We start from the raw sequence: 26093 nt of genomic DNA on the forward strand, positions 1-26093 counted from the left end.
TCCGCCGCGCGTCATTGCGTATACTGTTGGTGATCAAACCACCTATGTCATGCCTGACGATGATATCCGCACGCATCTTTCCCGCCGCGGCGACACTTCCGATGAAATTGAAGGATTTATAGAACGCGTGAAACAGCATGAACGCCTGCACCGTGAGCGCAACGGCAGAGGTGATGCTCTTTCCGATCCCGCCCAGGAAGAACGCGCGATTTTTGCCCTGCAAGACACAGACGCATCGTGGTGGAAGGACCCTAAGCGGACCAACGTGGTCATGAGCGTACCGATCTTCTCTTTGCGGCGTGAGGTCAATGATCCGGGCATCGGGAAGTTCACGGACATAGGGCCCTATTACAGGGACCATTTGGCGCCGCTGGGCATCGATGCCGTGTTGCTTCTACCGCATTACGCAACGATCGATGGAAGCCCTTACGCGGTCGCAAGTCCGTATTCTTTGAATGAGGATTTCATTGACTGGATGGAGGTTGACGAGGTTAGGGAAGAAGCGGCAATGTATCCGGATGTATTGCAGGAGTTGACTGCGCCGTCCTCAGAACAGCAGGCGGTCCATCACGGTTCACTCCACCACCGGGAACGAGCCATGGCCTTGAGGGCTGCCGAGCGGTTCTGGACGCGGGAGGTCCCTGCTGATTCAACGAGGGGCAAGATGTTTGACGACTTTGTGCAACGCAACAGGCCGTGGCTGGATGATTACGCGGAGTTCATGGCGGTCCATGAGATCCTGGGTGGTGAATGTTTGACATGGTCTTCCCAGGCCTTGGAACAGGCGAAGCGGGAACAAACCTATTCGGCACTTGTGCGTTTGCACATGTATGCCCAATGGGTGGCTGACGAGCAGTTGCGCGCGGCCATTGCAATGGTGCATGAGCATGGCGGGAAGGTCCTGTTCGATGTCCCGATGTTCCGCGGGAAAAACAGCGTCGATGTATGGAAGCATCGTGATCACTTTAAGAAAGCGGAAAATCCTGACCGGTATCCCGGCATTGTCCGTGGAGAACTCAATGAACGCTGGGGTGATCTCGCGTTATGGAACTGGACTAGGGCCGGGCAGGAAGGGTACCGCTTTATGCTGGACCCCGTCGCCCATTGGCTTGATATGGGATTTGATGGGGCAAGGATAGACGCCCTTCATATGGCCTATAACAATGGATACGGACAGCTTGTCAGCGGCGATGAGCCGGGTAATGCCTATGTCAGCGCGCTGGCACGCGTTTTTCAGGAACGGGAGAAATTATCTGTTGCCGAGGCCTACGAAGGAAGGTCTGGGGACATAGCTCGGCGTGGATTTATCACGGTGCTTGGCGACTGGAAGCGGTTGAGTGATCATGATGGAACCGATGTGAATCCCCGTGACCCAAGGTATGACGATACCCGGGAGACCTTTATTCAAAATTTCAACGCGTATATGAATTCAGGCAATTTTTCCGGCAAGAATGCGCGGTTCATCGCTTTAGTCCTTGGGCATCAATGGGGCGATCCGATGCCGATCAAGCGCATCACCGGTGATAATGGCACGCGCAGGAGCATATGGCATTACCGGATCCCCTTGCAGAGCGACGCCGACTATAAAAATCGGGCCCGTTTCGACGCGGGTGATTATCTTGCCGCGATCAAAGCGATCCGTCAGGGCAATATCTGGCAGGCAGGCGATGCCATCTCACGTACCTTGTCAGCCGCCGCTGATACCTTTGTGAAACACGTCAACGGCACCGTTGAGATCTGGGCCTCCAGCCGCGACTGGTTCCAACAGCAATGGGGCAGGGATACCTTGATCGCCTTGCCGGGGCTATTGCTGGCCATGGGACGTTTTGATGAAGCCAGAGAAAATATCCGGAGTTTTGCCCGCCTGCAGCGCAATGGGTTGGTCCCCAACAGGATCCAGGACACACAGCATCCGGAGCGCACGGAATATAACACCGTGGACGGTTCAATGTGGTTTATTCAAGCCATTCAAAGTTATGTGGAGGCAACGGGTGACTGGAATTTTGTCAATGAAATGCTTCCCACCATGCGCGCGATCGTTGAATCCTACCAGCACGGCACGGAGTATGAACGGTTCGAGTGGCCCCACCGTATTTACCGTATTTACATGGATCCTCAGGATGGCCTGATCGTCAGCCCTGCCCAAGCCACGTGGATGGACGCTGATCCGCATCATCGGGGGCCTGTGACCCCGCGCGACGGCAAAGCCGTTGAGATCAACGCGTTGTGGTATGCCGATCTTAAATTTTTGGCCGAGGTCGAAGAGCAGGCCGGGGAACGTTCGAGGGCTGAGGCCCATCGGGATCTCGCGGGACGCGTCAAGATTTCCTTTAACGCAAAATTTTGGAACGCGCCGGAAGGCGCGCTGTTGGATGTTATTGAAGGAACGGACCCGTACCAGGGCGCGATACGGCCCAATATGCTGATAGCGGTTAGTCGGGGAGGGGACTTAATTTCGCCCGAGCGTCAAGCCGATGTCTTTGCGTCAGCCACCAAAGATCTTTTGACCCCGTATGGATTGCGCACGCTTTCACCCAGGGATTCCCATTACCGTGGACGCTATGAAACCTGGAGACAGCCGTATCCGCATGAAGCAGATTTCCCTAATCATAAAGATTTTGCGTATCATCAGGGTACGGTGTGGCCGTGGTTGATCGGCCCGTATGTGGACACCTTGGCGCGCGTGCGGCAGCAGCAGGGTGTCGGCGAAGATGAGATCCAGGATGAGATCCGCCGGCTGTTGAGTCCGCTGATTGAATTCTTGATGACAAGCCCAGTCGGGAACATCCCCGAGGTGTTTGACGGAGATGCTCCGCATCGGGCAGGCGGCACCAGGGCACAAGCGTGGAGCGTCTCCGAGGTCCTTCGCGTACTTACAGAATATGGTGTGCTTGGTCCCCCGCGGGATGCGGGGCTTGCCGTGCCGGGGTTAATCGCGCTCATCTCCGCCGCCGCGGTCGGTTCTTTTGCGCAGGAGATCAGGGAAACGCATCCGGCCGAACATCGGCAATTGGTGGAATACGGAAATTTGCTGGCCCGTTTTGAGGTCCAGCTGACAGACCAAGAGTCCACGGGCCCGCCCTGGCATCCCCGATATGTGAAATATACGCTGGGGAATGAAATTTATGGTATTCCCGATGATGAAATCCGCAGACAGATGAACGTTTGGCAGATTCCCACTGAAACCATTGAATCATTTATCAAATTCATCAACGAACATGAAGAATGGCACCGTCTGCGCAATATCGGAGGTATTGCCCTGTCCGATCCCGATGCGGAAGAGCATGCGATCCTCACCATTCAGGTTAACAGTATCGTACAGAAAAGCATTTCCTCATCCGCCGTATCACCGGTGAAGGATGCGACAGCGCTAATCACGCACGCCGCGGCTCTGATGGGGAAGGTCAGGGCATTACTGGATGAGATAGAAACTTTGAGGCAATTAAACCTTACCCTTAAAGAGTGGGCTTTGATAAGAAAGACGACGATCAATGCAGACGCGCGGATATTGCCGGAAGGTCATTTGCCTGATGATGGATTATTGATGGAGCATCGATGGATACAAGCGGCGAAGGCCAGAGAACTGCCGGAGCATATCCTTAATTTTGCGGACAATCATGAAGCAGAGTTGAATTTTACCGAAACGATGTTAGGGAATCCCATCGAGTTCTTAAAACGCGCCCAAATATTGATTGCCGAAAGCCCCGTTCTCTCTGAACAGACGGTCCTCAATATCACCGCCCTTGTTGAATCCGCGAATATACGGGTGGATGGCGTTAACCAAAGAGTGGGGCCTGTCAGAAGCCGTCTTAATACTTTCCAATCTAAAATGGCGAAAGAACTGCGCAAAGCCACCATGGCGTGGGGAAGGAACGACGGGCCGGGCCTGCAAGACCCGCACGAGATCTTCAGCTATCTTTTGATTACATTAGTGACAGCCGCGGCTGTGGGGCTTTGGCTGGCCGCGAAGTGGTTCATCCGCAACCGCGGGACGGTGTTCAGGCAGCGATCGGCCGATTTTCTTGAACTTCTCGCGGCGCGTGTTGATCCAAAACGTATTTCCCGCAGCCGTCTGCAAGAGCAGGCATGGATCGACTCGCTGACCGGCCTGCACAACCAACGTTTTTTTGAAGCGATCATGGAAAAATACGTGGCCATCGCCAAGCGGTCTAAAACTAAATTATCCATGATCATCTTTGATGTCGATGGCCTCAAGCAAGTCAATGACAGGTACGGTCATATCGCTGGCAATCGTGTTTTACGACACATTGCCGACAAGCTCCGCGATGTGGTGCGCGATTCAGATGAAACCGCACGATGGGGCGGGGATGAGTTCACCGTGCTTTTGCTGAACGCGGATCTGAATGGCGCGGCCATTGTGGCGGAAAAGATCCGCGCGGCCGTAGAGACGCCTATAAGCGCCATTATCGGTGCCGAGATGTTGCCTGGCCAGGAGGATAGAAAAATTGCTGTGAGCCTGGGCGTTGCCGAATATGTTCAGGGGGATACGGGCCAGTCGTTTTTAAGAAAAGCCGACAGCGCGCTCTACCAGGCAAAGAGAGCGGGCCGCAACGGCGTGGTGGTTGCCGCGACGGAAATGGATCAGCCGCCCGTGCCATTTGTGCGCCACATCGTGCTGCAGGGAAGGGACTATACGATGATGTACGCGGTCGCCAACCCCCAGACGGCGGCAGCAGTGGCCAATCTTGTGCTGACCAGCGAAGCACGCATTGCCAAGGCGGGCGGGTTGAACGAATGGGAAGGGCATCTCATCGCCAGGGGTCGGCGCAACCCCGCGTGGTTCATCCGCTATGTCCAGCAGGTGTTGAAGGAAAACCCCTACTCCTTGGTGGCGAGAGATGCGCAGGAAAAAATTCAGGGCGTCGTCTTCGTTTCCCTGGTTGACGCAAAGAGCGCGGAGGAACTGCCGGCCCGGCACACCCTCATGCGTTATGCGCATCAGCGGCAGGGCGTGCGGTCTGCCATGGTGGACTTCTGGGTCACCGGCGCCGTCTCCGGGATGGCCGATGAGTTACTGCTTTCAACCAAGCACTTGGCACAGCATCTCAACCGGATGCAGCCGGAGACCTGCCGCATCGAACGGCTCTTCGCGTACAGCACACCGCGTAGCTACAAGGAAGCGGATGATGTGTCGCGCGCGGTGATCGGCCCGCTGTCCATTGAGTTCTACCTTGCGTCTGGCAATGACCCGGTGTTGCATGGATACCACGTTCGCCTTGGCGGTACGATCGTTCGCATCATCTCCAAGGCATGGTCCTCCCGGCATAGCAATCTGGGCTATGCCGTCGTTGTGCAGCACCCACTGATCGAGCCGTCCAAGCCGTTTGATCCAACCACCCTTAGCAGCTGGATATTTCCGACATTACTCGCGGCCGGCCTTTTGGCCAGAGTTCTGGGTTTGGACATGGACCATGCCGGGCAGCAGGCGGGATTGTTCTACGGGTGGCTGGTCAATTCTCTGGCGGGGGCAGTGATAGTTGTCTGGCAATGGCTGCGCACTCACGGTATCAGGCTTTTGCCGGATGGCCGTTATGTGTACATCGCCCGGCTTGTCCGCCGCCTAGCCAGGGAGGACAGCCCGTCGCTCGTCAGCATGGACCGCGTCATGGATGTTTTGGTCCAGGACCATGAACTGATGGCGCTCATCAGTGAAAACCGCCTGCTGGACCCGATGGCGCGACTCATTGAAAGGTTCACCGAAGGCGCCCATATTTTCCGGTTCAATAAAAGCCAGCAGGAAGCGTTCGTCAAAATGTTTGAAGACAAGTATACACGCACAGTCAGCTTTGACCGCGACGGGTTATGGGTGGTGGAATTGTACACGCGTCCCGTTACGTGGAAGCAGAAATGGCAGGCATTTGATGAATCACCAGAGCCGATAGGCACGTTCCGTTTTTATTATCACCAAAACGGAAAAGGGCCATCATTGCAGATCGGGTATCCTGAAATACACTCTGACTATCGCGGCCGGCATTTGTACTCGGAAACCGTACGCGCCATCGTGGATGTGAACAATATTTCTTACGGTACGCGCGTCTGGCACGTGGTGGATGAGATACGCACGCTAGAAGCGCTTTACGGGAAGATCGTTGGCGGGCAGGACGAGGAGGCGTATCCGGACAGACCGGAAGCGGACCGCAAGATCCTGTTGCGCGCAGACATCGTTCACGAATTAAACAGAAGGTTCGGGGGAGTATGGAGGGACGAGGAGTTCCTTAAGGCGACGGTTTTAGGAAGGCCCCTGGCAGGGCTGGACCGGTTGGCCTTAAAAGCCACGGAAGGCGGCCTTTGGATGACCGGGATCAATGGTGAACGCGCGCCCGCGTGGGAAGGGCCCCAGGCGCCATCCTGGCTGGAGGATTTCTGGCAAGACCATCCTGTGATCGCCAACCCCGCGGAACAGGAACGCCTCAAGCAGTGGGAAACAGGATTTGTTGAGCGTCTGCATGACCGGTTCCTGTTGCCGCTGGAAGACATCAGGACATTTCTTGAAGATGTCCGGCAGGCCATGACCGTTGGCCAGCCCGACACGCGTATGGATACGCGCGGCGTCGACATTTTTCTGGCGCAGCAGGGGCCGTCGGCGTTGACGCGCGTGGATGCCGCGTATCTCCGGAAACGCTTCGAAGAATTCGTCCCATTGTACAATAACATGGCGGCGGCGCTCAACGGGCACGCGCCGGTTTTCGGCAGGGCACGTTTATTGGAGGAGGTCTTTTTCACCCACCTTTTCTTGGGCCGGCGTTTTGACATGAGCGCGGCCCAGGCCCATTGGGCGGTCAATTTGTATCGCCAAAATAATATACCGCAGGGGATAATTCTTGGGTGGCTGGCGCGGCATTCCCTCAAAACGGCCATGAATGAAGAACAGGCCTGGCTGGCTTTTGAGCGCGATCCCAACCTGATGCTGCGCCTGGCAGGCCTGTTGACCGAAGACGCGCACAGCGGTCTGCATCTTGTGTTTTATCGCCTGATTAAAGCTAAAGCATTGAGCAATGTCCAGCATCTGGCTGTCCTGTCAGCCGACGATGAGGACGGCAGGCGGGAGGCATTCAGCCGCGGCCTTTATAAAGTTATCAGAGCGGCCATAGGTTATTCGTATCTGGCGGGTCATCGAATACAGAAACGGATGTTGTCGCCGAAGGAACGGGAATCATTAAGGCAGATATATGCCGCGTTGCTGAATTTTATCCCCTTGGCTGTCAAGGTTGTGCCGCTGCGCGTGTCACGTCCATCGAAACACCGGCGGAGCTTTCCTATTACCCCTGGATCAAAGGCGAATGATGAAAAGAAAAAGGCGCGCCGCGTGGATGAGCGGTTGCGGCAAACGCGTGGATTGAATTTTAATGACCTGCGTAATTTTACCCCACAAGACGTGGACAAACACATCGACGGCGGGCGCAACGGTCCGCGCCTGGGAGACCCGCACGAGGCATTCAGTTTCATTTTGTACATATTAGTGACAGCCGCGGCCGCTGCGGTCATGTGGTTTGTCCGTTCCGTGCGCGCGGAATTGGCCGGAGACCTTAAACAATTGGAAAGATCCAAACGCGACAGCGGAAAGATCAGAATGACGTTTTGGGTGAGCACCCTTGCCGTCGGCGGAGCGGAAAAGGTTGTTTTGGACTTGATGAATAATATAGATACCCGCAGATTTGATATTATCACGGAGACCCGTGACAGCAAAGAAAGATATGATGTCGAGATCACAGGTGCCCAGCGGCGGGGTATGTATTTCATCATCAAACCGCTTCTATATTCAAAATTCAGACAGTATTTATCAAATAGATCGGGGATCTTAAGATTGTTAAGGCTTATGTTGCTTCTCGCCCGGTCCCTAAGGCAGGCGCCCATCGAATATTTTATCCACAAAAATACTCGCCCGCGTATTTATCATATTCACGAGTATGGTATACGGCAATCCGGCAAAAAGGCCATTGCTAAATTGGCGGGCGTTCCCGTGGTCATGACCACTTATCATACTTTTCCAAAGTCAAATGGGCCGATCCGTTCTCTGGATGACATGATCACGTGGGCCAATCATTTTATAACCAGGATAAGTTTTCATTATATCGATGATGTTATTGTGGCGCTGACGGAGGCTGAAAAACAGGAACATATACGCGTGAACCGTGTGCCGGCGGAAAAAATCGTTGTGATACCTAACGGTATTGATCAGCGGCTCTTTATGGAGCAGGCGGACGTTGAAAAGGTTTTGGATGTCAGAAGAAAACTTCATTTGCCGGAGGATGCTTTTGTGGTTGGCGCCGTGGGCCGGCTGTCTTTGGAAAAAGGTCATCGTCATCTGGTGGAAGCCGCACGTATTGTTTTGGAAGAAATTCCGCAGGCGTACTTCCTGATCATCGGCGAAGGCACAGAACGCGGTAACTTGACCCGACAGATCGAGGCGGCTGGTTTGAGGGGAAGGGTCGTCATGCCCGGTGTACAGACCCATGATTCTTTACCCCTGTATCTGGCGGCCATGGATGTATTTACAATGCCGTCGCTGATCGAAGGTCAGCCATTGGCCAAGATCGAGGCCATGGCTTCCGGCAAAGCGGTGATTGCCAGCAAGGTAGGTGGAATGCCCGAAACATTAGATGGCGCAGGAATACTGGTCCCGCCCGCTGACCCGCAGACCCTGGCCCGTGAGATCATCCGTTTGGCCAAAGATCCGGAATTGCGCGCGAGGTTGGGCCGGGCCGCGCGTGAACGCGCACAGTTGTTCTCCGTGGAGAAGATGGTGGAAGATTATGCCCGGCTTTATCAACGGCTGGCGGCAAACCGCGGGATAAGTCTTCAGCCTGCTTCCGCGTCGATCGACAGCGGGCGCAACGGCATGCCGAAACACGAGGAACGGCATATTCCTTACGGAATACATTCAAGGGGGTGGAGAAATAATAACGACGTGGGTCATAACTTATCGGGCGAGTGGTATCGTGCGCCGCATGGCCGGCGCGGTGTCGTTGAAATTTCAATCCCCGTTATGGGTAAGTTCTGGACCAGCATGTGGGCAAGGGGAGATTGGACCGCCTTTGGCAGGGGTTATTTTGGAGAGATGCTCACCTTTTTGGAAAACTTTATTGAGGATGTCCGCCGCCAAAATCCGGCCGCCCGACTTGTGGATTTCGGGACTGGAAATTTGGAGGTGCCACGCATTATACGGGACGCGCTTACCGATTTCACCGTCTATGCATTCGATGTGGCGGACCCAAGTTGGTTGTATCGGCCGGACGCCGATCATTTCTTCAAGACGGATATCGAGGCCGTTGGTTTACTGGATGGTCAAGTTCATGCCGTAACAGCCGTGTATGTTCTGGAATATGCCCGACGGATGGACAATGTACTTCGGGAGATCCATAGAGTGCTCAAACCCGGCGGCCTGGCCGCGATCATCGCCATTCATCCGAGATCAAAACTTGTTGAATTTGCCGCGCAAAACGTCAATAAGGGGGAAACTTGGCTGAAAGAGATGAAGCCGGGACTGCGGGGACCGGATCATCTTGAAATACACAAAGCCGGCATTCTCGCAAGACTGAACATCATCAAATGGCGCCTCGAAAGAGCGGCAGAGATCCCGGATACAGAAGAAGGAATGAACGCATGGCTGCGGCGGCATGGGTTCGTTGATATTAAACTCGAACATCTCCATGATCAGGACAGCTTATTGGCATGGGGTGTGCGTGTGCGCAAGCCCGTTTCGAACCAGTCGCCCGCCGCGCCAAGCGCCTCTGCCAATCTCAGCGGGCTGGATCTGCACAGTCTGCATGATATCACCCACGTCTTCTGGCTGGCGTTGGGGTTTGTCATTGCGATCGTGGCCGCAGCGGTAAAGAGGATCAGAAAAGGACGCCAAGTCCATTATTATCCCACCGTGGATTCATGGCAGGAGCATGAACGCGCTGTGAACTTTCATTCCCATGCCGCCCATAAGACCACGCGGCGCGCGTTAAGGATCATGGACAGTGTCTTTGCGGCCTTTTTGGCCATTGGCATAATTGATGTGTTTCTCGGGGGTCTCGGAATAGCCCCTTTGCTGCGTTTGGTATTTTCGTATCTGTTTGCCAATATTCTGGTGGCGGTCCTTGTCTGGCTCCATGAATTTGTCCATGTGCTTTTCGTCCCGAAAGAGGATAGGACGCTCAAGAACTTCTGGGGGAATATGAGCGGCAGCAATTGGTTGCACCTGGCCTTCCGCAGGCCTTATACGGTCCCGGGTCGTTTACCCTATGTGCAGATCATGAGCGACCTTTCCGATGCGCGCCGGCGGTGGGTCAATTATTCGGCGCTTATCTTTACGTTTTTGAGTTCATCGGCGATCGTTTTTGTCTCCTGGATTCTTTTTACCAGGGGAACATGGCCGATGCCTGCGGGCTTGGCCGCGATAGTGGCTTTTAGATCCGCGTGGGCCGGTGATTTCCGTAACCCCAGCAAGCATACGTTCCACTGGGGCGCGTCCGACCCCGGGCCGACCGGTCCCGCCGATGAAGATATTTTTGGAGATCTGGCACATACTCTGGAGAAATATTTTAACAGTATGGACTTTCCGGACAGCATGGCTGAAGATGCGCGCCATGAATTTTTCGGACGGTTGTTGCAGAACATTGTGGAAGATCGTCGGCTGAAGCACGGCATACTGATGTCGTGGGTCTTGTGGTCGCTGCGTTCTTATGAACATGGCGTGAATCCTCTGGAACGTGTTTTTGACATCCTCGGGACTCCTATGCCGCCGCAAAAAATGATCAGATCGGCGATCCGGGAATTTGAACGGGTGTTGGACAGGGCAACCCACGCGGTCTCTATGCCGGCGCGCGACTATCAAATGGTTGGTGATAGATCAGCCCGTTCGGCTGGCCGGGCGGTCGTCAAAAAGCAGACGCCAAAGCAGGCCCCTGGCCACAGAGGTCCGACGGAAGGCAATATGTCCGGGCTGCTGCCATTGGCAGCGGGAGTTGTTGGGGTAGGGATGACAGTGGTCATCGCCGGATGGATCCTGGCCTCGATATACAAGCCCCAGGTATTGAAATTTGTCGCCGGACGTGCCCCGCCCGGACCTGTCCGCCGCATTGTCTTGTCCGTATTGGGTCGTCTTCTGCCAGAACAATTTATTCCTATTCAGAATCATCTGCGTCGCCTCGTCAAAGGTGATTTTCTTCTTTTGAAATGGCTTCGCCGCAGTACACCCATATTGCTTGATTTGAATACGACGCCGCAGACCGTTGGACCGTCGCCGGATCACGGCACAACAGATCCTGGCATAACGGTCATTCCAACAGATGCCGGCAATCCCAATGCCATGGGAAGTTATGAGGTTCTTTACGGTACACGATTCCTGGGGACGCATGAACATGTTGCGCTCCCGGACAAACGCATTGTTTTATATCAATATGACGAATTACCCAAAGAATTAAGAAACGTTGCCATTGGTCACAGGCGCCAAGAGTTTGTTCGCTGGACAGAGAATAAAATGAGCCAAGCGGTAGGATACGCACATTTTACGACCCGTAGCGCTGGATTTGCTTTGGACAGTGTTGATTTGGCTGGCCGCAGGGTTTTGGATGTTGGGATGGGAGAAGGCACGCTGGCCATTTTGGCCGCCAAGAAGGGGGCCAAGAGCGTCGTGGGAGTGGATGTGTATCCACGCATCATTGATGTTGCGCAAAAGAACGCCGAACTCAACCGGGTTACGTCCCAAGTTCGCTTCTACATCCAGGATGCCAAACAATCAATTCCCGGGGAAGACGGGTCTTTTGATGTGATTATCATGAACGTGCCCCGGTATCAATTCTACGAGTTGGTGGGGGCCCTGATGTTGCGGTATCCCATGGTCCAGACGTTCATCCTGGGCGGCAGTGCGCAAAGCATGGACCGCAGCCGTGTCCTTGATATATCTGACAAAGTTGTCAGACTCTTTCGCCGGCGCGGGTTTGTTTTTACGGCGAAGTTCGTTGACACTATTAACCGTTATTATGACGGGAGGATGTGGAATACCTATATCATCCATTCTCCATCGGTTGAAGCGCCCAATGCCTTGCGGCAGTATATGGGCAGCATGAAGACCGAATTCACGACGGTAGTGATAGTGCTGTCGATGTTCGCATCAGCGCCCGGTCTGCCCGCGGGTGTTGCGGCCGCTGCTGTGCTGGCGGGCCTCGGGTTGTTGGTGCTGGGCATGACCGTAGTCACGGGCCGCGGCAAAAAAGGTCCGAGGGGTCTTTCGTCCAAAAAAGTAAAACTCAAAGCCGTCGCAACGAAGCAACGATATTATCTGATGCGATTTATCCTGACAACGGTGGACAAGGGTGCCCTTGACCGGCTGATCACGCATTTCTCAGCCGTCCAAAAAAGACACGTGTCCGACGTTGGGACGGCCATTAGGCAGATCGTGGAGAAGACAAGAAGCCAATGGAAACCGGACGTCCCCGTCCCCCCAGAGTGGGGTGATATTGGGCGCAAATTTTTTGATTGGGCAAAGGACCAGGAATTCGTGACTGTCCGCACACAACAGATCCGAGAGCGAGCGCAGGAGCTGCTTTCGGGACGTATGCGTGAGTTGTTTGAGGTCCGTGCGGGCCTGGTTTCGTGGCGCAATTTGGGTAAAATGAACTATGACCCGAATTTTTTGACCAGAGCACTGGAGATCATCCGCACCAACCTACCGCTCTTGGATGACGGCCTCATTCCGTCTCCGGGAATGGCCCATGACGACTTGCGCGGAACCAAAGCTATGATCATGGTGACCGGCCGGCGGGTCAGTTGGGAGGGTTCGTTGATCACGGCGGGAATTTTCGGGCTGATCGGTTTGGCGGCAATTGGGGGAAGTTTATCGATGCAAGGGATCGGGCTGGTCGCCATATCAGCGGCGGGCGTATATGTTATTCAAGGGTTGGTCATTATGTTCCTGCCGTTGGCAGTGTCAAGGGCTGGCTCATTATGGGCAAGGACCAGATGGGGCGTCCCCGGTCCGCCTGATTATCCGCTCATCAAGCCACTGCGCGATATGAGATATAACTACTACACGCCCTTCCTTGAAGTAACAGACAGACATCAAATCATCAATGCCCGTCTCCAGGCCGGATTCTTATTCTTACCCCCGTTGCTCCAATGGATCTTTTACCTGCCGATCGGGTTGCTGCGTGCTGTTCATGAACGTCCGGCCCATTGCACGCCGCTGGCACGCCTGCACGAAGCCCACAATGAACTCATCGCTTATCCGTTGGAAATACTGTTCGTCTTTACGGGCGCCATCGGCTATGCCTTTGCCGCGACGCCGGAGGCCCTGCTGGCGGGAATATTGATTGGGCTGTCGATACAAATCATTTTGAGTTGGTGGGGGCATGGCCGGGAACAGGCCTTCCGTGAGGCAGTGCCGGACATCATCTTGAAAGCAGACAGACCCGGGCTTATTTCCCGCCGCGTTGTCTTGCGGACCTTGGTCGCGGGCATAGCAGGGACGGCTGTGATCTGGAAGATGGGAGATCTGCAGGATCCATTAGAAGAACAAACGGCCAAGCAGAGGGGCTATGAAGATTGGTTTGCGGACAGGGACGAGTGGCTGGCCGAGGGGGACATGGTCAACGCCGCGTTGGCCAACCGGCGCGGTGAATTGCTTCGGGCGGCACAGATGGTGCCTGTGATGGCCCAAATGTCTCCGCGGGTTTTTTATACGTGGATAGCGAGTGTCGAGTCACTGGAGTTTTTCCGGGGACGAGCAGAACCAGACGGCAAAATAGCGCGCGGCGAGCTTCAGGCGTGGATTGAGGGATACAGGAACTTAAGCCGGCAGCCCAACACGCCAGCGCCTGATATGAAAACCGTCGAGGAGGTCCAGCAACAACTCCGCTTGCTTGCCGCACAGGTTGCCATAAATCCGCGCGACCGCCGCAACCCCATTCCTGACCGCCGGCCGGAAGCAAGGTCTGTGCTGGACAGGAGGACCATGTTTGCCGTTATGTTAGGTTTGCCCAAACTGCCGCCGGCGCCCGCCCGCTTGATCCTGGATGTGGGGGCTGGTGATGGCCGCACCACACAAGCCTTGGCACTAAGCAACCCGAATGCGCGGATCATCATGATAGACCCCAGCACCAACTCGTTTGAGGCCGCCAAACAGCGTTTGAAAAGTTTCCCGAATGTCGAATTCGTCGGCAGGCATGTTGAACAATGGGACTCATCAGGCCTTGCAGGTTCGGCAGACCACATTTATTTTCTCTTTCCATTTTTTCTGTACAGGCCATATAAGCATCCTATTTCAGCAGATACCGCCCGGCGTATCGCTGAAAAAATTTTTGGATTGTTAATGCCTGGATCAGGCGAGTTTGTTATGGTGACGGAATTTCCGGAAATCATAAGTGTGTTCATAAAAGCGTTCAGAGCCGCCCAACTGCAAGTTGACAGCGAGAAAGTTCCGACGGGGGACTTGGTGCAACATGTTCCTGTTGCGATACATTCCGACATTTATGCCTACATCTCCAAAGCGACGGAGGCACGTTTCAAGACCGTGTTGATCATCCACGCTCGCAAACCGGTCGAGGGCATATCCTCGCCCGCCAAACGTGGCCTTTCGAAACTCACCGTCTTTCTGCTGGCCGCCGGCGCAGGGTTGACGCAGCTGTTTGTTGCCGCGCCGTGGATAGGGCGCGTTCATGCCGTTGGGTTTGCAATGGTCCTGCTGGGTTTTGGCGTGGCGATGCTGGGCGGCAATCTCGCTAAACTTACGCGGGTGCTGAAAAGATGGCGCGAGGTTTCACGTTTTACCGCGCAGGAACGACAGGACTTTACCTTTTTCACAAGAGAAACCATTGATACTTTAGCGGCAGGTCGGCCCCAGAAAGAGCGCGACCGGTTTTTCAAACGGATCGCGTTGAAGCCGTTAACAAAGATCCATATTCTTTTGCGTTATGACAGTCATCTTTGGCGTGACCTATTTTTTGTGGCGATCATATCGGTGTTAGGGGCATTTGAAGGATGGATTTTGGGACGCGCACTATTACATTTTGGCAATACCGGCGTCGCGATCATAACCTGGTTGGGGGGTATCGTATTTGGTACGTTCGCGCTTGTGAGGTCCCGGTTACCGGCGAGATCGTCGGCCAACATCATTGCATGCATAATACCGGGTGGGACGACCATTTTTGTGAATCGCCGGCTCACAGCAGGACGGCGTGACCGATTTGTTGCAGCGGTGCCTCATGAGACGGCACATCTCCTTCATGAGTACGAGTTAGCGGCCAAGGATACGTCGTCTGTCATTCAAGGTGTTGTAGAATTGCTCTGGGGGGAGAAGACCGGCCGAGACACAGTTATTGGTGATCCCGGATGGTACGACGAAGGCCGGCGTCTTGCAACGATCCAGGACCCGGCACAAAGGGAGCGTGAGCTCCTTCAGTTCAGCCGCCGCGAAGCGCACGCAGACGATTGGGCTCAATCGGTGGTCAGCGGCCCGGGCCATCCAGAGCCGGAATCCATGCGTCCCTATGGCGTGGCGTTGGCATCGTATATTTATGAGACCATTGGGAGGCTTCGGCTTGAAGGGGCGCCTTTCCCCGAGCGGTTCGGCGACATCAATCTTTATCTGCGTGCTAACCTCAATTTAGAAACACGGGACATTGCCTCGGTGGAGCAAATTGCCGAGGCCATAGCCCGGACTTCAACGCTCTCTCCGGCAACGGTCGATACGGTCCTTGATAACTTTACGCTTTCTCCGGAAATCCGGCAAGGGGTGGCACAACTCGCGTTGAAGGGGGGGATCGTCTCACATCTGCGGCACTTCGAGGTGCGCCGTAGCAGATCAGCGCCGCCCGCCGTCGTGAGACGATCTCCCGAAGATCCAGGGCACGAGCGCCACAGGAGTTGGGGGAGACAACCCCGACCAAGATGGCTGGGTGGCGATGAGGATGTGGAGTCGGATCCGCTGAATGGTGACTGGGCCATCCCGGCTCTCTTGCGCCACCATCCCAAGAAACCGATTGTGCCGTCCGCGAGCGACGCGAGTCCCGAGCCAAGTCGAAGGGCCGCCGCGCCGTCTGTTTTACCTGCCTCTGATGTACTGGTCGGTCTAAGGACCGCCATGCTGCGACCCGGCGACCGGGTGCTGCATGTCGGATCCGGACGATCCAGACTGCCATTTCTCGACGCGTCATTAGGGGCCTCCGACGTCTTTGTCACCGATGCGCGGCCGGGCAGTCTGCAGGTTGTTGCGCACCCCGGCGTCACATTCATCAGCCGGCCGGTGGACGTAACTCGTCTTAACGAGGACTTGCGGCAGGAGCGGTTTGATCAGATCACGATGTGGAACGTGTTATCCGAGGCGTATTTCCAAGGAGACCGGGCCCATGCGCTCATGGAACTCATCCGGGCATTGCGTCCACACGGGCGTATCTGGGTCACAGATGACCATGTCCGTCTAAGCAATGGGGAAGCGCGTTATGTTCACGACTTGCTGCCGGAGGTTGCTGATGCGATGGGTTATCGTATCAAAGTTCTGGCCGGTCCGAAAGATCTTCCCGGCGCCTACGCGGATGTGCTGGCGTATGAATTATGGCCTGATCATCGCATAGACAAGCTCAAAGGGCTTTCGAAAACCAGCGTCTTTCTGCTGGCTGCCGGCGCTGGGTTGACGCAGCTGTTTGTTGCCGCGCCATGGATAGGGCGGGTCCATGACGCCGGGCTTGCGATGGTCCTGTTGGGTTTTGGCGCTGCGGCGCTGGGGGCCGGTCTGGCCGTGTCTATTAAAGAAAAATTGGCAATGGCCCGGGAACATCTGCCGTGGACCACCGGGGCAGTGGCCGGGGCGCTGGTCATCATACCTTTTCTGAGATGGAACTTTTCCGATCCCGATAATCTTTTGGTCGGGAATTTGATGGTTTGGGCGCAGGTCCTGTTGACCGGATTTTTGAGTGGATTTGGGGTGGAGGCGCGTGGGACGTTTGTTAATTTTATGACCATGATCTTTTTGCCTTTCGTAGAGCTGACCTTGGCGCGGTTGTGGTTAAGGGTGGCGGTCAATAATGTCAGGGCCACGTTCTTCGGCGGCCTTTTCTTTGGCCTGTCCGCTGCATTTTTTGGCTATGCGATCGGACATCCGCTTTTGGACCTGGCGCGCATGGCGTTGGGATCTCCGCCCCAGGACAGCATTTCCAATATCATTACATTTTGGATACGAGGCGGCCAGTTCCTTAAGGTTGCGCCTACGGTGCCGCAATTTTTGGAGGTCGTTGCGGCAGTGTTTGGCGTGTGGTATTTGAGCGAACGGTCAGCCAGGTGGATCGATGGTAAGATTGAACCCCGTTTAAGACGGCGCGTTGAGCGTAGGCGTCTTGCTGTAGAGAAAGCGGTGAGAATCGCAGACCAGGCCGCGCGTCGCGCCGAGCGCCAGGCGGAACGGGCCGTCGAGTCTATCCGAAAGGAAAAACCTAAAAAGAAAATAGTCGCGCCGGCGGTCACCAAAACGGCCGCACCGGCTTCACAGGAGATTATCAAACCAGCCAAAGCGGCAGCGCCGACGATCGCAACACCTATTGAAACAGCCGAACCCGCCTCTGTCGAGGAACCATTTGTTCTTTCCGCACTTTCCATCAGCGATCTTGAATCACCCGATACTGCGGAACCATTTATTCTTACCTCACTGGACATTATTGAGCCCGAATTTGATTTTGAATTCAATGTTGCGCTAGGATCGGCCGAAGAACCTTATACCGGTCAATCCAATCTTGATTTTGAAACGCCGATGCCGGAATCGGCACCGGCGCCGTCAGCCGCGGATGAATCTGTAGCGGAAGACCTCGACTCCTGGTTGGGGGACGATGAGTTGGGACGTGAGATCGCCGCGCGTTTAGGTCAGATGCCCGTCGAAGAAGTTGAAAGCCTTCTTGATCTGGTTTGGTCCGATCCCTCTCTTTCATATGCCGAAAAACGGCAAATGCTGGCGGATCTTCTACCGAAAGAGAATATTTTGATAGAACAGACCTTAAGGTTTGATCTTGGTCGTGATCCCTTGGGCTTAAGTTTGATCGTATGGCTCGAAACCATGACGGTCCCGGAGATCCAACAACGTTTTAAGGATATCCATGGGCGCAAGGCCCTGATTAAAAAAGTACTTCAGAGATCAATGAATCCCCAGATGGCAGAACTGATCGCGGATGCTGCCAGACGTAGCGGCCAGCGGCCGCTGATTGTTATTGAGCGCGTCGCCGACATATTGGGAAAAGGGGCGGCCAAGCGCAGTGTTCAAGCCGTAGTGGAGCAGATACGCTCCCCATCTTCCGACGATGACCTCATTCGGTTCGCTTCGAAACTCAGCGCCCTCCTGCTGGCCGCCGGCGTGAGCCTGTTCGGCCTCGGCCTCAACATCCCTGTTCACGTCCAGGAATGGTTCCACACCGCCGGGCTTGCAATGGTCCTGCTGGGTTTTGGCGTGGCGGTGCTGGGCATGGCCGTCGCGCAGTCCCCATCTACGGTGATGCGCATCCGCGGCGAGCTGGCTAAGCGGCAAGCCCAACATCCGGAGGAACTGATCAACGTGACGGCCATTGCTAAAGTGCTCCATCTTAGTCGTCAGGCAATTTATGACGCCTTCGAACGTGATCCCGCACTGGAGAAAGAATTCCGGCGTGCCCACCACGCCTCTGCGCAAGCCCAGATACGCCGCCGTCCAACCCGGTCTCGGGTTGGCTCTTCGGACGCGCGGTTGCGGGCGTCCAACCGAAACCTGCTGCAGGCGCAACGAGCGCACAGTCGGTCCATGGGCGCACGGCTGCGGCCTGCTGTCGGGAAAATTGTTGCGGCGTATCAGGAGCGGCTCCTGACCCTGGATTGCCGATTAGACGCCACCACGGCCGCACTCGAGCATGGCCCCCCCGCGCTCGCCGCCATCCAGTCGGAGGTCGTGGTGGACTGGACGTTCTCTCGCGATCGCCGGCGCGATGATGCCGTGCGGCAATTCCTGGCCTCCAAAGGCGTTGTCACAGGCGGCGATTTGCTCGCCGTATATGGAAAACTGCGTCGTTACTACGCTGCGGATAGGCGGTTTCGGCTGATCCGGGCGGCCCTGCGGGAACGGATCGGCCCCGCGTTTCTGGATGATTGGACGTTTAAATCAAATTTACAGTTCGATGCGAGGATCAAGAAGGTGCTCTTTACCGCCCAACCGCCCATCTTCATCATGCAGCAGTTGCTGGCGTGTACGGAGGCTGATCTCCAGGATCTGTCTCTGGGTCCCACGATCATCCGGGCGATCCAAGCCGCGCTGCGCCGGCACGGGCGAACGTTGCACCAGAACGCCGCCGCACCGTCCGGCGGTACGGCCCTGCTTGCCGCGGCAGACAATTCTCAGCGGATAGTGTGCCGCATTGGGATCATCGGAGGCACCGGTTGGGTGGGATCACAATTCACCCGGTGGCTGTTGCGAAAAAGCAACAGGACCATTGATGTGCTGGTGCGGCCCGGCAGCCCAAGGATCGCTTCGATCCCTAATTCACCAGCCGTCCATCTCAGGACAGCGGCTTTGCTGGACCTTGATGAGATGGGATCGTGGGTCAGAGACAATGACGTCCTTTTCGATTTTGCGGCTTGGTCCAATCTTCCGCCGGAACCGTCCGATCAGGAGAAATGGCAGCTAAACGTCCTTGCGCACGCCTATCGCGTCGCCTTAGCCGGGCGTCACGGCACGCACATCATCTTTCCTTCCTCATCCACGGTGTACCGTCTGCATGCCGGCGATGCGGATCCACCGCTCAAAGAGGACGATCTCCGGCCGGATCCCGTTGTTGATCAGTTCATTCAGGTTACCGTCGAGCAATTCAGCGCTTATGCCACGGGGGTTTTGGGTGGTGCGCCGCAGCGTGACGAGGAGTTCATCAAGGACTTTTTGTATGACCATCCGGTGCCTGCGAATGTCAGCTTTTATCCTTTAAGCAAACTGATCGCAGAGCGGCTGGTCTTGGGCCATGAGCATGCGTTGGTCTTGAGATTCCCCGAGGCCTATGGACCGGGGGAAACCGCGCACAAAGCCATCCCCAATATGTTGCGGGCGATCGTGGAAGGCGCAATGCAACTGGGGGTGCGGGACGACCAGAAGCAGTTTATATTTATTGAAGATGTTTTCAGGGTGTTGGAAGTAACCATGGATGCGCGCGTGGACCCGGCCAGGCGCGTCATGAATGTGCCCGGTCCCCAAGTCCTGGATACGTTTGCGGATGTGATCCCGGAGATCCGGCGTATCACCGGATCCACGATCCAATTTAACAGGGTCACCGGTTTGCAGAATCCTGCCATGGACGGCTCGAGACTGCAAGAACAACTGGGTGTAGTGCCAGGTGTTTTGTTGGAGGAGGGTTTAAGCCACACCTATGCCTGGTGGCAGTCTCGATCATCCCATGCCGCGCCCACCGACGCCGCGCCAGCCGTCAGTAAGATGGGCCTTTCGAAACTCAGCGTCTTGCTGGCAGCTGTGGGCGTGGGCCTGTTCGGCCTGGGCCTCAACATCCCTGTTCACGTCCAGGCATGGTTCCACACCGCCGGGCTTGTAATGATCCTGCTGGGGGCGGGCGTGGCGGTGCTGGGCATGGCCGGTTATAAGGGCAAGTCGTTCAAACGGTGGAAGAGAGAAAAAGATTTAAGGTATAAACACGGCGGCGCGGCTTTCCGGGCGTTGGTACCGACGGGCATGGCATTGCACTTTACGGGGCTGGTCAGCGGGATCCGGCATCTTCGGATGTCGGCGCTGCCGCATATGGGATGGTGGCCGGCGCTGGGAATGACGACTGGGATCCTGCTGGCTTCATTAGGATGGTCCATAGCCGCTTCGTGGGTCGTCGAAGCAGACCAGCACAGACAACAGCAGAAGCAATCCAGGCTCAGATTTTTTGGAGGGGTAGAACATTTACCGTACATGACGCCAATTGCGATAGGCACACTGATGGTAGTTGTCTTTCAGTACATGGCCGTGTCAATTTTAGTAGAACGGGGCGTTTCGGTTGTTTTGAGTACTGCGGAGGTCATGGGCAGTATTGTTGGTTTGTGGGGTATTTACAAAACTGCGCGGACCAGATCCGTTCTGGCCATGTTCATATTAGCCGGCCTTTACGCGTGGTGGTTCGGTGTTCCGTTCTCGGGGTTATTGGCGAGGTTGGGATGGGTCGGTATCGTCGCGGTCTTGGCCGGCGCGGCAGTGCCGCCGGACCGGAAACTTATTGAAAGCCTGACCGGTCAGGGGAATACGCTTAGGCGCAGCGCCCTCAAGTTCAAGGCAGACCGTCGATTTAAGGATGTCAGGACGGCGTCGCAACAGGCCGAGGGGATGTTCCTGGAAGCTGTGCGTCTTGGCCAGGATGACCCCAGCACCCTTATGGCCCGTCATGCCCTCGGTCAGCTTTATTATGACCGAGGGGCTTATTATCGGGGCATTGAAGTTTTGGAAGAAGCCCTGGACCTGATCGGCCGGTTTCGAGACGCGAATCCACAGGCAAGGCGATTGATGAAATTTTTAGCCGGCCAGGAATCTCTTATGCTGGTGACTCTCGCCGGCATGTTGCTGAAAAACTGGCGCCTCCAGGAGGCTTTTAAGATCCTTACTGCCGGTGATCCGGCCGTTCTCAAACCGCAGTTCATGGAAAGTCCGGGCGCCCATCGCATCCTTGCGGATGCCTTGATCCAGGCCATGCGTCCTGCCGAGGCCATCAACGTCCTGACCACCAACGGCATTCACCTGAAACCTCTGCTGGCGCGGTACCCCGGATTCTCCCAGCGGCTTCTTGATACTGCCCTGTCCCGGATCAGAGACCAAGGGACGGTCAAGCCCGTTGACGGGGACATTCAATTCTGTCCTCTTGAGATCATAGACATGGCCAGAGCGCTTGCTCAAAAGAATAACCTTAACGTGGGCGATCTCATCCGGGAAGGGATCAAGGGTCTTCGTGAGGCGGACCGCACATACGATCCTAAAAAAGGAGATTCCTTTAAGACGTTTGCGTTAAAAAGGGTCCGGGGTGCCATGAAGGATTTCATCCGTCGCGATCGTGCCGCGCGTCAGTATGGCGGCGGATCCGTGCCGGATCGCGCCTCCGGCGGGAAATGGCCCGGAAAATGGCAGAGGTCCTATGACCGGATCCAGGAGCAGGTGACCCGCTGGACGGGCAATAAGGCATTGGGCTGGTGGGCGGGACAGGCGTTGGCGCCCGGGTTCACGGAGTCCGTTGTTTTTGTCGGCGGCACAAGCCTGTTATTGAGTTTGGGGGCAAATGCCCTGAAAAGTTGGGCTTTTGGTCTGCCGCTGGCCATGGCCCCGCCGGTGTTGCTCACCCTTGTCTTTACTCCGTTCCTTCTTTTTGCGTGGCGCCGTTTCCACGGACGGCAGAATCTCTTCGCGGCAGACCTTGCCCTCATCAATCATCTTTCGTTATATAGAGCCGGCTTGACCGTTTTTATTTTGGTCCTTGCACATGCGGGCAGCATGCTTGTCATCGGTTCATATCTGACGGCCCTTTGGATCTCGCATACACCGGTTAATGCCAGGCATAATCCTTTCCGCGGTGACCACGGCCATGATTTACACAATTTTCCGGTTGCACGGTGGCTGCGCGAGAGGCGGGGGCGCATGACATTGCGGGACAATGAGGGCAGGGTATTTGAGTTTCGTTATTCGGGGCCGTTCCCTGTCTTTTTTGACCACCAGCATTTGCTGACCATCTTCCATGACGGCCGCCAGATCGGTTACGCGCATTTTATGGTCAAAGGCGGTCAGGCGCGGATGTCCACTACGTTCGGGGGACGTCCGGCCATCATGGTGGATAAAGCCCATCGCCACCGGGGCCTCGGCAGGTCTTTGATCATGTTGTTGTCGCAGTTGGCGGGGGCGTCCGGAGCGAAACGTGTTCTGGCAAAGGATGTGCTGCCTGAAGAGACGGGTTTTTATGAAGCCCTCGGTTTTCAGAGGGTTCCCAGCGGCCATGCGTGGCGTTTATCATATGAGCTGTTGTCGTTTGAAACTTTTTCCATGAGTAAAATTTTATCGCCCGTCGCTGCACCGCTTGTGGCGGACAAGAGCGATCCACAGGGAACAACTTTTTTTGCCCCTGTATCGGTTTTGGCCCTGACTGCGCGGTCCTGGGCGCCACTTTTAGGATTGTCACCGGAGGCCGCGCTTCTTATGCAAGCGATCGGATTGGCGATAGGGCTGGTAGCGATGGCGATATGGTTTTATGTCCGGGGAAGATCAGTGCTTGGCCTTGGAGTCATGCCTGTTGCCGTTAATGGCAATGGCACCGATGACCAGAGCAAAGCAAATCATAAAAAGATAGGACCATTCAAGACCGATCATAAGACACCCCTTTCATTATTCAAAAGCATTATAGCAGCGGCAAATAGGATTAAAAAGCAAAACCATCCCATTATAAATATTTCCCAAAAGATCGTGCGGGCGACCACCTGGCCGAAAACAAGCGTCACGGCCGCCAAATTGCCAAGGTTGAAGAACGCTTTGCTTAATTCTTTGCGTTGGGTGGGATTGAATCTGATGCTGAACAACATGACAGGCCTCCTGCGGATTATTTTGGGGAGATGGATTGGTACAACAAGCGTGGGGAACGCTTGGATGAAACGATTCAATGTAACATCCGGATATGGTTTTGTCAATATTGCGGCCTCGGCCGTTGTGATCACCTTTGGCCTGTTCGCCGCTGCGTCTGCCCTGACCCCGAGTGCCAGTGTGGTTCATGACATCGGCTGGGGCGGTGTTCTGGCGGCTGGGATCGCTGCGGTGACCATCGCAGCAACGGTCAATGGTTGGCTAAGGCGGTCACCCGACAGGATGGTCAAGGTCGCGGGACCTCCACAGATCGCCTGGTCGAGACATATGGATATCGGACAGATGCAGCGGACCGTTTTCCGTGGTCCATCCGGGTCCCTTGAGCGTTTGCTTGGCGAGGTCCTGGCTGTTCACAAGCCGGTCGTTGATGCCGGATCCGGCGAGAGCGGTGCGCTGGAGGGTGTTTCTCAAGCAAGCGCCGGGGCCGTCGTGTTTCACAACCCGTCCCCTGATGAGCCGACATTGAAGGATTTCGCAAGGGCATTGTACGTGCTTGAGCCGGGCGGATGGTTCGTTGTTCACCTCAGCGGTGGTTTTTTTGACCAAGAGAAGAGATTGGTCCAGATGTTGTATCAATTCAGCCGCGCGCGGGCGGGTTTCAGAGAACTTGTCGTTCTTGGGTCGCCGCGTCAGGAGGACAGGGAAGTATTCTTGCTGGCGCGTTATGGCGGCGGCAATGTACGGTCATTGTCCGCCGGGAAAGGCAGATCAGTGCTTGGTCTTGGAGTTCAGCCGATTACTGTTGATGGCGAGGAACAGCATCAAGGTAGCAAAACAAGCCAAGAAGATCATGTAGGGAAGGATTGGATTCATAGTGCTCTCCTTGTTTCAGACACATTACCTAACAGCATTATAGCCGATGCAAAGAACATCGCAAGGCAAAATACTCCTAATATAAAGATCGGAGCATCGAATGTTCCCAATACAACTTGGCCTATGATCAATCCGGAAAAACACAAATTACCGGAATTGAACAGAGCTTTTCCCATTTCCTTCGACTGGACTTCGTTGAACTTGAGGTTAATACTGAACGGCGGCATGACAGGTCTCCTGCGGTTATTTGGGGAGAGAGTAGTTGGTACAACAAGCGCGGGGAGCGCTTCGATTGAATTTAATGTAGCATCGGCCGGTGGCTTTGTCAATATTGTTCTGGTGTTGAGCCTTGGGCTTGCGGCCGCGCTGGCTCCCCACATTGCGTATTTGCTTGGTGTTTCTACGGGGCTTGTCCCGCTTGGCGCAACTATACTGATCGTACTGGCGGGGACCATATTTAGTATATGGATCATCGCCGGCCGGAGTGCGTTATCACGATTAGTCTTGTTTGTCAGATACGGCCTAAACCTGATTGGTTTTTTCCTCTTTGTCGGTACGCAAAATTTTCTTGTTTACAGCGTTTTACTTCTACGCGCGACAGGATGGGCATATTTGCCTGCTTCAGTTGGAGATGTGGTGAAGGCGGCGATAATTTGGGTGGCGTCAACGGTGATTCTGTTGGTAGCGGGTCAGTGGATGACCCGTTTTATTGAGGATATGGGGGATCGTGTTGGAACGTTTATGACATGGTTTCGGTCGGACGAAATCAAACAAGCGAAGGCTGAGGAGGTTTTTCAAGAGTTCAAACGCGATGGGATTGTTCGTGTCCGTTGTGATCCACGTCTGGCCGCTGGTTTGCGTCTGGTTTCTGGCGTTGAGCCGACACAATTCTACGAGCAAGTCCAAGAGGGAGGTCGGGATTGGACGACCGGAACGATTCTCTTTACGCCGGCGTTGACGGTCTCCAAACAGGTGATACGTTATCTCATCGTGCGCCGTGCCCTTTCGGCATATTACGATGCAACACAGGGATCTTTGCATCAAAACAATCTTCTTGAGTTTCCATTCTTGGGGGGAGACCTTTTTTGGCCGTTATGGGGAGACTGGGAGTCTTTGAAGCGGGGATACCGCTATCCGGTGATGATTCCGTACATTTTACTTCATCAGGTTTTCGTAAGCTCAGTTGCTCTTGTGGGCTTTGTCTTATTGTGGATAAATCCGTCAATGGAGATACTTTTGACTGCAGGATCCGGTAGAAGTGAAGTAACGCGAAGGATTTTTTGGCACGTTAAGCAGTTTATTTTTCGATATCCGGTGGAGGACGGTCGCATCAGGTCCTGGTTAAGGGGCAGGCATCTTTTCAGTTTTGCCTTCCCTCTGGCTCTGACATTTCCGCTGTGGGCAACACCGCAGCACCTTGCCGTGCTCACAGCCATGGGGTTGTTGATCGTGAAGGCGGTTTTGTTGACGGGTATTGTGGCAGGAGCGGTGTGGCTTTTTCACCGCGCCGGGCAAAGAAGATCAGTGCTTGGCCTTGGAGTCGCGCCTGTTGCCGTTAATGGCAATGGCACCGATGACCAGAGCAAAGCAAATCAGAAAAAGATAGAGAAAAAGGGGACACCATAAAGTGTCCCCTTTTGCCCGGAATAGGACATTTCTACTTTGCCTTTACAGTGAA

1 protein-coding gene is annotated in these 26093 nt (G+C 55.1%); it reads left to right on the forward strand.

What is annotated here, in order from left to right:
• Positions 1-49 precede the first annotated feature (49 nt).
• On the forward strand, positions 50-26041 hold the full coding sequence (locus tag Q7K71_07825; protein ID MDO8675997.1) for a 4-alpha-glucanotransferase: 25992 nt from the start codon (positions 50-52) through the stop codon (positions 26039-26041).
• Positions 26042-26093: the final 52 nt, after the last annotated feature.

Source organism: Candidatus Omnitrophota bacterium, assembly GCA_030650275.1.
GTDB lineage: Bacteria > Omnitrophota > Gorgyraeia > Zapsychrales > Fredricksoniimonadaceae > JACPXN01.

Excerpts from the sequence above, each read along its gene's own strand:
- Q7K71_07825 (MDO8675997.1), top strand. The coding sequence starts at position 50 with ATGCCTGACGATGATATCCGCACGCATCTTTCCCGCCGCGGCGACACT.